12 protein-coding genes are annotated in these 14,484 nt (G+C 47.5%); 6 read left to right on the forward strand and 6 right to left on the reverse strand.

The window, feature by feature from the left end; all coding sequences use genetic code 11:
• Positions 1 to 6 precede the first annotated feature (6 nt).
• Positions 7 to 1,251, reverse strand: coding sequence for a threonine ammonia-lyase (gene ilvA, locus WCK19_RS00480; protein WP_342395376.1), 1,245 nt, complete (start codon positions 1,249 to 1,251; stop codon positions 7 to 9).
• Between the two features lie 202 nt (positions 1,252 to 1,453).
• Here ilvA and WCK19_RS00485 point away from each other — a divergent pair, with 202 nt between their 5' ends.
• From WCK19_RS00485 to larC, 6 genes are all read left to right on the forward strand, one after another.
• Positions 1,454 to 2,731: a hypothetical protein gene (locus WCK19_RS00485; protein ID WP_342395377.1), complete on the forward strand. Its 1,278-nt coding sequence runs from the start codon at positions 1,454 to 1,456 to the stop codon at positions 2,729 to 2,731.
• A gap of 63 nt (positions 2,732 to 2,794) precedes the next feature.
• Positions 2,795 to 4,252, forward strand: a complete 1,458-nt coding sequence (locus WCK19_RS00490; RefSeq protein WP_342395378.1) for an O-antigen ligase family protein — start codon at positions 2,795 to 2,797, stop codon at positions 4,250 to 4,252.
• A complete protein-coding gene (gene mutS / locus WCK19_RS00495; protein WP_342395379.1) occupies positions 4,242 to 6,992 on the forward strand; it encodes a DNA mismatch repair protein MutS in 2,751 nt (916 codons plus the stop codon). The genes WCK19_RS00490 and mutS overlap by 11 nt, the downstream gene beginning before the upstream one ends.
• Before the next feature lie 107 nt (positions 6,993 to 7,099).
• Positions 7,100 to 7,852: a response regulator transcription factor gene (locus WCK19_RS00500; RefSeq protein ID WP_342395380.1), complete on the forward strand. Its 753-nt coding sequence runs from the start codon at positions 7,100 to 7,102 to the stop codon at positions 7,850 to 7,852.
• Between the two features lie 83 nt (positions 7,853 to 7,935).
• Positions 7,936 to 9,111: a 23S rRNA (adenine(2503)-C(2))-methyltransferase RlmN gene (rlmN, locus tag WCK19_RS00505; RefSeq protein ID WP_342395381.1), complete on the forward strand. Its 1,176-nt coding sequence runs from the start codon at positions 7,936 to 7,938 to the stop codon at positions 9,109 to 9,111.
• 33 nt (positions 9,112 to 9,144) lie between these two features.
• Positions 9,145 to 10,416, forward strand: coding sequence for a nickel pincer cofactor biosynthesis protein LarC (larC, locus tag WCK19_RS00510; RefSeq protein ID WP_342395382.1), 1,272 nt, complete (start codon positions 9,145 to 9,147; stop codon positions 10,414 to 10,416).
• Between the two features lie 38 nt (positions 10,417 to 10,454).
• On the opposite strand, the gene WCK19_RS00515 is transcribed toward larC, so the two are convergent.
• The 5 genes from WCK19_RS00515 to WCK19_RS00535 all read right to left on the reverse strand — a co-directional run bounded on the left by WCK19_RS00515 (position 10,455) and on the right by WCK19_RS00535 (position 14,413).
• Positions 10,455 to 11,198 carry a VTT domain-containing protein gene (locus tag WCK19_RS00515; protein ID WP_342395383.1) on the reverse strand — a complete coding sequence of 248 codons (744 nt, stop codon included), beginning with the start codon at positions 11,196 to 11,198 and terminating at the stop codon, positions 10,455 to 10,457.
• A gap of 153 nt (positions 11,199 to 11,351) precedes the next feature.
• Positions 11,352 to 12,032 carry a DedA family protein gene (locus WCK19_RS00520; protein ID WP_342395384.1) on the reverse strand — a complete coding sequence of 227 codons (681 nt, stop codon included), beginning with the start codon at positions 12,030 to 12,032 and terminating at the stop codon, positions 11,352 to 11,354.
• A 97-nt stretch (positions 12,033 to 12,129) separates the two neighbouring features.
• Positions 12,130 to 12,498 carry a hypothetical protein gene (locus tag WCK19_RS00525; RefSeq protein WP_342395385.1) on the reverse strand — a complete coding sequence of 123 codons (369 nt, stop codon included), beginning with the start codon at positions 12,496 to 12,498 and terminating at the stop codon, positions 12,130 to 12,132.
• 15 nt (positions 12,499 to 12,513) lie between these two features.
• On the reverse strand, positions 12,514 to 13,536 hold the full coding sequence (locus tag WCK19_RS00530; RefSeq protein WP_342395386.1) for a hypothetical protein: 1,023 nt from the start codon (positions 13,534 to 13,536) through the stop codon (positions 12,514 to 12,516).
• A 67-nt stretch (positions 13,537 to 13,603) separates the two neighbouring features.
• A complete protein-coding gene (locus WCK19_RS00535; RefSeq protein WP_342395387.1) occupies positions 13,604 to 14,413 on the reverse strand; it encodes a DUF4388 domain-containing protein in 810 nt (269 codons plus the stop codon).
• Positions 14,414 to 14,484 lie beyond the last annotated feature (71 nt).

The following is a 14,484-nucleotide window of genomic DNA, read 5'->3' on the forward strand; positions in this document are numbered from 1 at the left end:
TCAGCTTTAATTAATGATTCTTGCCTCAAGCCCATTATTCCAGAGATGCTCCACCAATTGGCTATGCTGTTCACGAGCGCGACACTCGATTTGCAATACTACTTCGGTGCGCCCTACCGGTACGTTAAGTTCGCCCCGCCGATGTTCCACCTGACGCAAATTCATACCCATTTCAGCTACCAGCCTGAGAAGGTTAAGGAGTTGTCCGGGCTTATCGGTTAAGATTATCGAAACTGCAAATAACCTGCCACTGCTAGACAAACCATAATCAATAATGTTTCCGACCAGCGGCGTATCAATATTTCCACCGCTGAGAATTATCGCTACCCGTTCGCCAGTTTTTAGCGGTATTTTACCTGCCATCAACGCGGCAAGCCCAACCGCACCCGCGCCTTCTACCAATGTTCGGGTACGTTCCAAAACTGAAACAATCGCTTCCGAAATTTTACCGTCATCCACCGTCACCACATCGTCAACGTAGCGGCGCAACACCAGCGAAGGACGCTCACCCGGCATCTTCACCCGAATACCGTCAGCTATAGTAGTCGCATCCGGATTAATTGCATTATACTTCCCGCTTTGAATAAAACCATAATAGGGTGAAACCGTAGCAGTTTGTACTCCTATAACCCGGACTTTGGGCTTTTGTAACTTTAACGCCAGCGCAACTCCAGAAAGCAACCCGCCACCGCCCAGCGGCACAACCACAGTGCTGACATCATGTAAATCCTGAAGCATTTCAAGACCAATTGTACCCTGTCCGGCAATCACATCCCAATCATCATAGGGATGCACCATCATTAATTCGCGCGTTTTTGCCAATTCATTTGCAAAGATAAAAGCATCTTCCAGCGTATTCCCATGCTGAATGACTTCTGCCTTCAAGTCGCGGCAAGCCTTTACTTTAGTCAGGGATGCCCCTAGCGGCATTACTACCGTAGCCTCAAATCCGCTAAACAGCGCGGCGCTGGCAACACCTTGAGCATGGTTGCCCGCGCTAACACAGATAACCCCCAACGGACGTTCACCGCCGCGCATTTCTGCCAAGCGGGAAATTTTATTATAAGCGCCCCGAATTTTAAAAGAACCGGTGCGTTGCATATTTTCAAATTTAAGAAATACGGTTGCCCCGCACTCTCTACTAAAAACCTGAGATTCCATCAAATCGGTACGCCTTACCACACCGGAGAGACGCCCTGCTGCTTCCAGAATATTTTCCAATTTTACGGGTATCTCAGTTGAGGTTGTCATTCTTTCCCACCACTATCTACAGGTTACAGGTTGAATAAAATAATAGCGGAATTATACTCTAAACCGGAAGCTTGAGAAGATGGCCACAGGGGTTTTTGAGCTATACTGCAAAAGGCAAAATGCTTTAATTTCTGTAAAAAAAGGGTATAATAACCCCACAAATTTGTCCAGTTTTGCAATTCCTTTATCGGCTAACTGCGCCATGTGGAAAAAACACCCCTTAACTCGCTTCATTGTCGGCTTCAGTCTTGCGCTACTTTTTGGTCTTGGGCTTGGGGTCGCATACATAATTGGCGAGGATTACTGGAGCGATGGCAACAACCCACCAGTTGTAGTTGAAGGCAAAATTTCTAATAAAAGCCCCCGCTCATATCCTCGCAACAATAACGGCAGCTTTGACCTGATAGAGAGTACCACAGGCTCATTAATTTCGCACTTCGAACTACGCTCAGAAATTATTCGGCAGATTCAAAACGGGCAAAATGTGTTAATTTCTATGTCTCCCCACATCCACCATATCTATTCGCTTAATGTCGAGAACTTAGGAGAATTGGTACAAGATGAGTGGGTTGAAGGGGCGTTTTTTCAGGAATATCAAGCGCCTGTATTCTGGACAGTGGCATGTGTTGGCATATTAATAGTGTTTATTCTTATCTATGCACTGCTCAATCTTGCAGATTGGCTGTTACCGCCCTATCGCAAACGTGGAATAGTAGTGGCGCGAATTGAGCAAGCCGATTTCAACGCGGCAGACTACGGCTTGCTTTTGCGCGGTTTGCCCTCCCCCAAAGACCGAAAAAGCTTCCGCTTTGAATTAAATGAAAAGGATTTCCTGTCAACCGATGGGGCGGATTTTGTCGAAGTCTGCTACACTCCTCTATTCCAGTTTGTGCGAGAAGTGAAAATACTACGGCGAGATGATTTTGAGCTAGAGCAACTGCTGGTGTTGGAGCGGGAACAGCGCAAGGCAATACATTTACGTTATCTGCCGGGTTGGCAACAAAAATTAGCCCTGCTATCTGATGGTATAATCGCTACAGCATTATTTTCTGGTGGAGCAATTTGTTTATTCAACTCGATTCTGGGTTGGCTGGATTCTAATTTCAGCAATTATAACGCTACTGCCGAGCGTTTTCTTTTGCCGGGTACTGCCCTTTTTCTGTTTTGTATGGGGTCGCTGTTCAGCTTTAACTTTTTGCAAAAACTCAAAGACCTGAAAGCACCCAAAAAGATTACAACAGGACCGGTGTTGAGCAAATGGCGCGTGAACGGCGGCACGAACGAGATTCGCCGTCAGATTGTAGTAGCAGAGGGGGGTCTGGAGTCAGGCAGTGACGGTGTGCGTAAGTTTGAGATAAATAATTTCCTGTTTGATGAATTGCAGGTAGGGGACTTAGTAGAAATAGAACATACGGCACGTCTGCGCTTTATCGTGCGGTTGGAAGTAAAAGGACATCAGGAATTGCTACGAGAGGTCTAACCCGATAAACGGAATGACTCATTGAAAAAGATAGAACATTTACTTGAAAATAGCTAAAGCATCTTGAACTATCAAAAATCTACTTCCAAATCTCTGGTACTTACTCCCGAAACCCGCAAACTGATAATGCTGGTAGGGGGCGCTTTGTTGTTGGGCGTGGCGGGGGGTTTTATGGCAGTGGCGCTACCCAACCCGCTTTTCGGCTTTGGCGCGGTAGCAGGGCTGGTAGTAGCTTATTTCATGCTTGGTCGCCCCATTTTCACCCTGATGGTAGGGGTAAGTATAGCCCTGTTATTACCTTTCGCCGTTATCCCCGTGAAGCTTGGTATTACACTCACCCTACTAGAAGCTTCGCAACTGGCATTATTCACAGTCTGGTTATTCCGCTTGGCATTGCGAAGTGACGATGATGAGCAAAAGCTGGTTTCTTCACCCTTCGATTGGGCAGTATTACTGTTCTTGGGCGTATGCCTTTTCGCTTTTATTCTCGGCTTTGGCTATGTGAACAGCAGCGATGTAATGCACAACTTCTTCAAATTGATGCTTTCCATCGTGAGCTTTTTCGCCATAATAAATATTGTGCGTACCCAAACGATTCTGGATAAAGTGGTGAAATTGCTGGCATTGGCAGGTTCTGGCGCAGGTTATAGCGGGCTGGCGCTTTATATATTGCCAAAAACTTTGCAAGAACGGCTTTTGCTGGCGTTGCAAACCATCGGCTACCCCACCAACCGGGTGTTGCGCTACGTGGAGGACGACCCCGCCAAAGGGCAACGCGCCACCGGAACCAGCGTTGACCCTAATAGCTACGGCGGTTTGCTGGTACTGGTTATTGCGCTACTTTTTGTACAATTGGTTTCGCCCAAACCGATTTTCAAACGTTGGGTACTGGCGTTGTTAATGCTTGGTCCTGCGGCTGCGCTGGTGCTGACTTACGGGCGTGGGGCGCAATTGGGTACGCTGGTAGTAATCGCTTTCGTAGCAACGGTGAAGTATCGCAAAATTTGGCTATACGCCATCCCTGCGGCTATCGCTGGTTGGCTGGCGCTGCCGGGAAATATCAAAACGCGCTTCGCAGAGGGCTTTGCCCTGCAAGACCCTGCCACCTTGATGCGCCTTGCCGAATACCAAAACGCCCTTGAAATTATCCAGCGTTACCCTTGGTTTGGGGTAGGTTTTGGCAACGCCCCTTCGGTTGACCTCACGACAGGGGTTTCAATGATTTACCTAACCATTGCCCAACGCATGGGTTTGTTTGGATTGATTTCTTTTCTGATGGTGATGGGGCTATTCTTTGCTTTCTGCCTTAAAGGAATGGGACGTTTATCAGACCCACGCCAACAAGCATATTTGTTAGGCTTTGCGGGCGGAATCGTGGGAGCATTGGCGGTTGGGGTGCTGGATCATTATTTTTTCAATATCGAGTTCTCACATATGGCGGCGCTCTTTTGGCTTTTTATGGCGCTAGCAGTGGCACAGGTGAAAATTCAGGAAACCAAAGCTGAAAAAAATGAGCAATGATAGCGGGCTAATTCAACAATACAAGAAAATCAAGGCACAGTATCCCGATGCGATACTGCTGTTTCGATTAGGTGATTTTTACGAAACTTTCGAGCAGGATGCTATTACCGCTTCCGAAAAGTTAGGCTTGTATCTGACCAAACGAGGCTTCAACAAGAATGACAGCCTACCAATGGCGGGTATTCCCTTTCACGCGCTAGAACCACACCTCAAAAAACTGGTGGATTTAGGCTACAAGGTCGCCATCTGCGAGCAAATGACTGAGCCAAAACCCGGTTCGTTAGTGCAGCGCGAGGTAATCCGGGTGGTTACTCCCGGTACGCTGGTAGAACCGCATTTGCTAGAACCACGCCGCAACAATTTTATCGTTGCCATGTGGCTGGAAGAAAAAAGCGCAGGACTGGCTTATACCGACATCTCCACCGGGGAGTTTCGCGCCACCGAATTTAATGAGCAAAACAAGGCGGAATTGCTCAATGCGGTGCGGCAGGAGATTGTACGCATCAACCCGGCTGAATTAGTGGCTCCACGCCGTAACGAACAACGCCGCATACGCCCTGAAATGCTGTTCCAGACCGAAGCGGATGAAGATGACCCTTTGCTACCTTATCGCACCCTTGCTAACGCTTGCGAAAAAGCAATGCTCACCCAGTTTGAAAACTTTCGCTGGCAAGAAGATAATGCTCGTCACGCCCTACTAGAACATTTTGAAGTAGCCTCGCTAGAGGGCTTTGGCTGTGCGAAGATGCCTTTGGTAATTCGGGCTTCAGGTGCGCTGGTAGCCTATCTTAAGGAAACGCAAAAATCCATCGCGGCACGTCTGAACTCGTTGGTTACTTATAGCCTCAAGCAGTTTATGGCGCTTGACCCGCAAACCCGCCGCAACCTAGAACTGGAAGAATCCAGCCGCACCGGGCTGAAAAAAAACTCGCTTACCACCGTACTGGATCGCACCCATACCGACATGGGAGCGCGTTTGTTACGCCGTTGGATTGGGCAACCACTGTTGGAAGTGCCACGCATTCAGGCGCGTCTTGATGCGGTAGAAGCTCTTTTTCGTAACGCCACCTTGCGCGATGCTTTAATAGACCATCTCAAGAATATTCGCGACATAGAGCGCACTACGCAGCGTATATCGCAGGGCGTGGCTGTCCCTAAAGAGCTATTATCCTTTAAGGCTTCGCTGGAACGGGTAGAACCTCTCGCCGAACTGCTAAAAAACGCCCAACCGGAAGTGCAGAGCGCGTTATCCTCTATCATCAAACGGCTTGACCCTTGCACCGATGTGACCGGGCGCATTACCGAAGCAGTAATTGATGACCCCGATTTGCTGGCGCAATTCGCCGGACGAGGCGCGGTAAACAAGGCGAAATATGTCATCCGCGAAGGCTACTCCGAAGAGATGGACTCAATCAAAATCGGAGTGCGGGAGGCAAAAGAGTGGGTTGCAAAGCTAGAAGAGCGGGAGCGCACCCGTACCGGAATCCCCAATCTGAAAGTAAGCTACAATCAGGTTTTTGGCTATTATATCGAGATTAGCAAATCCTACCTAGCGCAAGTGCCACCCGATTATATTCGCAAGCAGACTATTGCCAACGGCGAACGCTTTTTCACCAGCGAATTGAAAGAGAAAGAGAGCCTGATTGTCACGGCTCAGGATAAAATAGACGCGCTGGAGACCCGCCTTTATAAGGAGTTGCTTGAGTTTACCGGCACATTTGCCCCACGATTGCTGGAAACTGCCTCGGCAGTGGCACATATTGACGCTTTTGTAGGGCTGGCAGAAGTAGCCGAACGCAATAATTTCGTGCGCCCGCAAATCAATAACGGTTCGTTGATAAAAATTGTGGCGGGGCGACATCCGGTAGTTGAAGCGGCAAACCCCGATTCAGTCTTTGTACCAAACGATGTGACGCTCAACACCGAGCATGAGCAAGTAATTATCATCACCGGACCTAACATGGCAGGGAAAAGCACCTTCATGAGGCAGGTGGCATTGATTGTACTGTTGGGGCAAATCGGTTCTTTCGTGCCTGCCGACTCGGCAATTATCGGTCTGGTAGATAGAATCTTCACCCGCGTAGGGGCGCAGGACGACATTTCCGGCGGGCAAAGCACCTTTATGGTGGAAATGACTGAAACCAGTTATATCATGTCGCACAGCACCCCACGCAGCCTAATTCTGCTGGATGAGGTGGGGCGTGGAACCAGCACTTATGATGGATTGGCAATTGCTCATGCGGTGGTGGAATATATTCATAATAACCCCAAATGTGGCGCAAAAACCCTCTTCGCCACCCACTACCATGAATTAATCGAATTGGCAGCCGTACTGCCACGAGTGGTTAATTACAACGTGGCTGTTACCGAGGAAGGCGGCAAGGTTCTCTTTCTGCGTAAGCTGATACCGGGAGGCGCAGACCGCAGCTACGGCATCCATGTGGCGCAACTGGCAGGCTTACCGCGCAGCGTTATTCATCGTGCAGAAGAGTTGCTGGCACAATTGGAGGGGATAGAGAAAAACGAATCGAGACGTGGACGCTCGCGCAAAGCAGCCCGCCCCCTCAATGGGTATGACGAATCCGCGCAAATGAGCCTGTTTTCAGACTCGATAAGGCAGGCGGAAACGGAGCATCCATTATTGGCAGAATTACGAGAGCTGAATATAATGGAGTTATCGCCAATAGAAGCGATAAATAAACTCTACGAACTACAACAAAAGTCCCTGAAAACCGAATAAACGCTATTCAATATAGCTATTTGTCGTTGTTCGTTATGTTAATCGTTAGGTTTTCCTGCTAAAATAGAGTAGTTAATCAATTATAGAAACATAGTGGTATCTACTTTATGACAGAAAAAACCAATTCAAAGACAGAATCGGTAAATACAGCAATAGCCGATAAGGTGTTGATAGTTGACGATGAGTCCGATATAAGGATTTTAGTCGAATATCATCTTAAACGCGCCGGCTACAATGTGCTGGTGGCAGCGGGCGGTAAAGAAGCAATCGAGATTGCGCGAAGAGAAAATCCGGTTGTAGCCGTACTGGATCGAATGATGCCGGAAATGGACGGCGTAGAAGTCTGCCGCCAATTCCGCCAGATTAATCCGAACATGTTTATTATAATGCTCACTGCGCTGGACACGGAGGATCAGAAGATTCTCGGCTTAAGCGCGGGCGCAGATGATTATGTTACCAAACCTTTCAGTGGGCGCGAACTGGTGGCGCGAGTAACCGCGATGGTTCGCCGCAACAAAATCCAGGCTGAAATAATCTTAGCGCCAAAAGCCACCGAAGCTCCTTCCAAAACCGGGCTGATTATAGATTCAGATCGAAGGCAGGTTTGGAAGAACGGGGAGGAAGTGGATTTAACCAAATTGGAGTTCGACATACTAAAATACATGTACGACCATCCCGGTTTTGTTTTCAGCCGTGATCAATTGCTGGAGCAAATCTGGAATTACGAGTATTTTGGTGATGGGCGCGTGATAGATGTACACTTGGCGCGGTTGCGTAAAAAGCTGGAAGAGGACCCTTCCAACCCTCGTTATGTGCAGACTATTCGTGGAGTCGGTTATAGATTTTCGGATAAACCCTAACCACTTTGCTTATCGTAGCAGGAATGGTAAAATTTCTCCCGTAGCAAACGCTGTTACGGGTCTTTTTATTGATGGGTGTATAAATGTTGCCACAGGATTTTCAGGCAGAACTAGACGAAATAGATAATATAAATATCGCCACCGCGCCCTTATCGCGTCTTACCCAGATAAGCAAACCGCTGCCTGAGCTATTTGAGCTTGAGCGAGACGATTTGAAAAATGTTGTGTTGAGCTTCGGGCAACCTGCCTTTCGCGCTAACCAAATTTGGGATTGGTTATACCGAAAATTTGCGGCAAATTACAGCGAGTTAGGCAACTTGCCACGCCCACTGCTGGAAAAGTTGCAGGGGAAATATCGGCTTGCCCCGCTGGAATTGGTAACTGAAAAAGTTGCACATGACGGACAAACCCGTAAAGCTCTATTCCGGCTATGGGACGGCGCAGAAATCGAAACGGTATTAATGCTTTACTCCGATCGCGCTACCGTATGCGTTTCAACTCAGGCGGGTTGCGCGATGGCTTGTTCTTTCTGCGCGACTGGCTTGATGGGCTTGAATCGCAACCTGACTGCTGGAGAAATCTTGCAACAGATTTTGCATTACGAGCGTTTCCTAATACACACCGAAAATCAAAAATTGACTTTGGGGCATAAGCGGGTTTCCAACCTTGTGTTTATGGGAATGGGCGAACCGTTGGCAAATTACCTGAACTTGTGGAAAGCGATTCGTCGCTTGCATGACCCGAACGGTATCAACCTGAGCGCCCGCAAAATGACCGTTTCCACCGTAGGTTTGCCACAGATGATAAGACGCTTCGGGCAGGAAGAATTACCTGTGAATCTAGCTCTTTCGCTACACGCCCCGAACGATGCGCTACGCAGCCAAATGATGCCAATCAACAGGCGTTACCCCATTGCCGAGCTAATCGAGGCTTGCCGGGTTTATATCGCTAATACCAATCGCCGCCTTAGTTTTGAATATACACTGGTAGAAGATGTCAACGATACGGCGGCTTGTGCTAAAGAACTGGGCAAACTCATCAAAGGGATGCTATGCCACGTAAATCTGATTCCCATGAATCCGGTTCCCGGTAGTAAGCAGCGCAGTTCTGACATAAATCGGGTTAGGGCTTTCCAAGCAGAACTAACCAGTTATGGCATTCCTAACTCGGTGCGGGTGGAGATGGGACGCGATATTCAGGCGGCTTGTGGACAGCTAAAGGTAGCGCAAGACGGTAAACACAGCCGCTTGAGCCAATAATCCATTTTTTACCCTCAGAAAAAAACTAAGCAAATGAGCAAACTAATTTACTTTGACGCATTTTCCGGTGTAAGCGGCGACATGACACTCGGCGCATTGCTGCATGCCGGGATGCCGCTTGATTACCTCAAAGCGGAACTGGCAAAACTAGGCATAGCTAATTATCGGATCGAAATGAACCGAGTCGAGCAACATAGCATTAGCGGAATAAAGCTGGATGTAATTTTAGAGCAACCGGAATTGGAAACGCATCGTCATCTTGGCGAAATACTCGCTATTATCGAAAATAGCGCGTTGGCGGGTAGAGTCAAAGATAGAGCCTCTCGCATTTTCAGAGCATTGGGAGAAGCCGAAGCTCATGTGCATGGAGTACCGCTTGAACAGGTGCATTTTCACGAGGTGGGAGCGGTAGATGCAATAGTGGATATTGTAGGAGCTTGCATTGGCTTCGAATATTTCGAGGTAGCGCATTTTTATTGCAGCGCATTACCGTTGGGTAGCGGCTTTGTAAATACGGCGCACGGTATCCTGCCCGTTCCTGCCCCTGCCACCTTGCAACTGCTGGCAAACTCCGGAGCTATCTTGTCACCGCAACTAACCTTACGCAACGGTAGCCAATACCCTGCCCGCAGCGAAATGGTAACACCTACCGGAGCAGCAATTATATCAACCCTGTGCCGCTTCACACAACCCGCTATGCAATTGGAGAAAATAGGCTATGGCTTCGGGAGTCGCGAATTTGATTGGCTAAATGCGCTGCGCTTGTGGCTTGGAGAATCTTTGCCGGAAAGTGAGGCACATAAGCACCGCAAGATACTAGCCGAACAAATGCAGGATAGCAGTTCTTTTGAGCATGACGAAATTTGCGGACTGGAAACCAATCTTGACGATATGAGCGCGGAGGGCTTGGGCTACCTGATGGGGAACTTGCTGGCGGAAGGTGCGTTAGACGTTTATTTCAGCCCTATCCAGATGAAGAAAAACCGCCCCGGTGTAATGCTTGGCGTGTTAATAAATACCGCCGATGAAGCGCGTATTGCCGAGCTTATCTTGAAAGAAACCAGCGCGTTTGGTTTGCGAGTAAGCCAGTATCGGCGCTACAAAGCCGGGCGCAATTTCAGAGAAGTGGAAGTTTCAGGCGCAAAAGTCCGACTCAAGCTCAAGTTTCTCAACGAGGTAGAAGTTGAAGCAGTGCCGGAATACGAAGACGTAGCCACAATCGCACGCCGCACAGGACGACCATTCCGTGAAATTTATGAAGCAGCCAAAACCGCCCCCGAAATAAAAAATCCCCCTTCAGCATAGAAGGGAGAAATCTCAGTTAATCAATAGAGTAGCCGATTTTAGTCTTTTTTATTAAGTTGCGCGGCAGAGTCAATCTTACTCTTACGCTTGAGCAACTTCTTGAGACTATCCATAAAACGTACCCGGTTATCTTTTTCCTTGAAAATATGGTATGCCCCAGGCGCTACTGAAGCTAGAATAATCAGGAATATAATCGGTAACAGGAATTTATCTATGTCCGGTATTACTTGACCCAAGAAATAGCCCGCCAGAGTGATACAAACTGCAAACACGAAAGCGCCCACCACATTGTAAGCCAGAAATGTGACATAGCGCATTTTACCCATGCCCGCTACAATCGGCGCAAAGGTGCGTACAATCGGTACAAAACGCGCCAGCAGAACTGTTTTGCCGCCGTATTTATCGTAAAATTTTTGGGCGCGAATAATATGATCCTTATGAAAGAAAAATGAATCTTCCTTGTTAAACAGCTTCGGTCCAAACTTGTTGCCCGTCCAATAACCTACGCTATCGCCCAAAACTGCCGCAATAAAACATAGTGGAACCAATAACCAAATATCGAACCAACCCTGAGAAGCAAAAAACCCCGCAGTAAAAAGCAAGCTATCACCCGGAAAGAAAAAGCCGAACAGCAAGCCCGACTCGGCAAAGACAATTAGCACTACACCGAGCAAGCCAAGAGTTTTGATAAGATAAACCGGATCGAGGAAAAAGCCGCCTTCTTTGGCGACAGTGTCTGTTGCTGCAATTACATCATAGTTAAGAAAAGTTGTCAGTTCCAAATTCCGCAAACTCCTTTTTGGATATTTCCATTAAAATTTTCCACAAAAAACCGTTCTCAATCCCTTGTAGTCGAGGGTTAAAAGCCAAGCCACAATATGCCCCCACCTGTGAACGGCAAGAAAATATTCACAAACTTCTTCAAGAGCAAAAGCTTATTTCTTGCCTTTGCCGCCCGCAACCGAAACGGCAAGGGATTCTTGCTTGCGCTTCTTCAGCGAGTTCACCACAAACCAGATAACCAAAATTAGAATGACCACAGCAATCGGATAATCTAGCCAGCCAATTGATGCTCGAATAGATTCGAATTGCGCCCCTAGCAGATAACCCACCCAAGCTAAGCCCCATGACCAGATAAAGGAGCCAATGAAGGTTAAGGGTAGAAAAACTGCAAGATGAGTGCGTACCACCCCAGCGGGCAAACTTACAAAAGTGCGTACCACCGGCAGCAAACGAGAAATGAAAGTAGCGAGCGCACCCCAACGATCAAGCCAGCGTTCGGCAATTTCTAGGTGTCCAACGTTAATCAGCACATACTTGCCGTATTTAACTACCAGAGGTCTGCCGCCAAAGAGTCCGATGTAGTAGCCGATAAGCGAGCCGATAGTGCAGCCTATACCACCGATTACACCCGCCCAAACCAGTTGCAACCACACGGGAATATCACTGGCAATAGTACCCACCAGCATCCACCCTGCCAGCGGCATAATAATTTCGCTTGGTAGCGGAATCATCATGCTTTCGATTGCCATCATCGCTATTACGCCCCACCAGCCAACGCTACCGTAAAAAGTTTTCAGAAATTCGATTAGCCAGTCTTCAAGACCCTTTAACACAATTAATCCTCCGATAAATAATTAAAAAAACCACTATTCAAAAATAGTGGTAAAGCGGGCTTTTGTCAACAAAAAATTATTACAGTCAGGTTAAAAACTACTCCCTCGTCCAACGCCAGTATAATACTACTGGAATTAATGCCAGAACAGAGGCGACCAGCAAACCCACATTTGAGATGGTGCGGAAAATCCAAAGTGCCACCCACATATTGCTATCTCCGGTTAGGTTCGGGTACAGGTAAATATTCGCGACATAGTGAGGTATGGAGAAAGTCAAAATCAACAACCAACCCGCGATGCGAGTAAGCCCTTCTACAGGAGGTTTTTGGATAATTTCTAGCAATTCACCCAGAATACGAGCAAACCAGAAAAGCGCCAAAGCCAGTATAATAAAGCCTATATCCAGCAGTAAAGCTTGCAGTTGTTGTTGCTGGAATAACTCGATAACATTGCCGAATACGGTCATCGCATCTGCCTCCCTTTACTCAGCCGCCAGTATATCTTTGGCAATATTGCGAAATACATTGATAACCGCAGCACAGGCTATGCCAGAGATGAATAACGAGGTAAAACCAATCCAGCGATCCTGATCGTTCAAACTGCCTCTGGAAATGAAAGCTAGAATTGTAACAACGTTATAAACCATAATTCCGATTGGAGCCAGCAACAGCAACTGCCAGTAGGTGCGTTGTTGAGCCAGCGTCTCAAAGCGGCGGGCAATTACCGCTATCATTACGAATACCAGAAAAAGTACCAAACCTCCAACGATAGTAATAACATTGGTGGCTTCATTCAGCAAGAAATTATATTTTTCGCGAGGCTGTGGCACAGTGCCACCGGGCGAAATCGATTCATGTATGGTAAAAATACCCGGTTTATTTACATCGCGAGGACCCGTCGGTGGAGTTCTCCCAAGACTCTTGGGATTATCACCCCCAATAGAGGAATGCGAAAGATTTACCGAGCCGGAAACGCCGATTTTATTCAATAAGGTTTGCGGAGGATTACCCCAACTTACCTGATCGAGCAGTTGACCTCCCTGTAACAAGGTAATGGCATCATCTTTAGGGTCAAGTTCACCGAGAACACTCGAACCGTCAAAGGGTACCGCTTTAGAAGATGGAAAAGCGGCTTTGAAATTTGAAACGCTTGATACTACCACCAAGTAAGCGCCGCCCGGAACTGGCTTCCCTTGTCCTATATCTAGCAAATCGGTTTTCGAGGGGATTAACGCTACTGCCTTTTGGTTACTCAAATCCAGCGAACCTTTAGCAGTTCTAAGGGTAAGACCGGTAAGATCTAGGCTATTTTCTCCATCCTTGCCCGCCGCATTTGCCAGAATTTCCACCCATTGCAAACCGCCCGCCGCAGAACCGGAATATACTTCATTCAACAAAAAACCGGTCGTATTCCCGCTGGGCGTTAGTTCGCCACAGGCAACCAACCCCAGCGCCAGAACCATTAACAGAGCAAGGATGGAAGGTAACCGCTTTTTATGTTTCATATACATCTGCCTCGTCAACCCTATAATCAAAAGCCACCGCAGAGATTTAGAATAAACCGGAAAACTATTACCTAATATTGAAAAGCTTGTCAACACAATCGCGCATGTGATCTCTCAGCATATCGGATTTTTTTGGACCTACCAACAAGCGTGAGAGTTTTTGAAAGTTAGCCACCAACTCATAAGCCTGATCGAGTGTTATGTCGGTTTCGATATAAATATGCGTGCGTTGATATGCTTGGTCTATCAAGTTTTTAGCGGTTGTACCTAACACGCCGAAAGCTAGTTCGCTTAACTCTGTATAAAGGATGTATTTAACATTGCGTTGCTGTTTTTCCACCAGACCGAGTTGAAGCAGATGCACAATTACTTTCTCGGTATTATGCAGGCTTATATTACTTTTGCGAGAAATAGTGGCAATATCGTCCTGACCGTTGATAAAAGTAAGTAATTTCCACTCTTCCGGACGCAGGTTTATACTGCCGCCCCCCACAGTATGGGGGTTATCAGCAAGGCGTGGCACAATAGCATCACTAGGCAATACCTGACGAATGAGTTTGACCTCATCAGAGCGTTTAATGCCTTGCATCATAAGCATTTCGCTACTGCTATGAATTTCCTCGCGAGGAGCGGGTTCGCCAGTGATAAATCTAAATTCGCCATCATCGATTGAGAAAAAAGAAAGGAGAGCTTCCATGCTAGGCAAATTATCGAGTTCGGCGAACACCACGTTCCCGCCTCTAAAATAAATACGCCCCACCGTGGGTTGCCCGCGATAGGCGACTTTAATCTCAGCGGCGCCTGTCTGCTTAGTCAAGCTTACCATCTGAATAATGTCTGTTACTGGAAATTCGCGTAGCGAACCTTCCAGAGCCATGCTGTTTCCTTCACGTTAGCTGTAGATAGTGTTCGGAGGATTAGGGCAACCAAACGGTAAAAGCCTGTTAA

The sequence above is a fragment of the Candidatus Chlorohelix sp. genome (assembly GCF_037138995.1).
Lineage (GTDB): Bacteria > Chloroflexota > Chloroflexia > Chloroheliales > Chloroheliaceae > Chlorohelix.

Excerpts from the sequence above, each read along its gene's own strand:
- ilvA (WP_342395376.1), bottom strand. The coding sequence starts at position 1,251 with ATGACAACCTCAACTGAGATACCCGTAAAATTGGAAAATATTCTGGAA.
- WCK19_RS00485 (WP_342395377.1), top strand. The coding sequence starts at position 1,454 with ATGTGGAAAAAACACCCCTTAACTCGCTTCATTGTCGGCTTCAGTCTT.
- mutS (WP_342395379.1), top strand. The coding sequence starts at position 4,242 with ATGAGCAATGATAGCGGGCTAATTCAACAATACAAGAAAATCAAGGCA.
- WCK19_RS00500 (WP_342395380.1), top strand. The coding sequence starts at position 7,100 with ATGACAGAAAAAACCAATTCAAAGACAGAATCGGTAAATACAGCAATA.
- rlmN (WP_342395381.1), top strand. The coding sequence starts at position 7,936 with ATGTTGCCACAGGATTTTCAGGCAGAACTAGACGAAATAGATAATATA.
- larC (WP_342395382.1), top strand. The coding sequence starts at position 9,145 with ATGAGCAAACTAATTTACTTTGACGCATTTTCCGGTGTAAGCGGCGAC.
- WCK19_RS00525 (WP_342395385.1), bottom strand. The coding sequence starts at position 12,498 with ATGACCGTATTCGGCAATGTTATCGAGTTATTCCAGCAACAACAACTG.
- WCK19_RS00530 (WP_342395386.1), bottom strand. The coding sequence starts at position 13,536 with ATGAAACATAAAAAGCGGTTACCTTCCATCCTTGCTCTGTTAATGGTT.
- WCK19_RS00535 (WP_342395387.1), bottom strand. The coding sequence starts at position 14,413 with ATGGCTCTGGAAGGTTCGCTACGCGAATTTCCAGTAACAGACATTATT.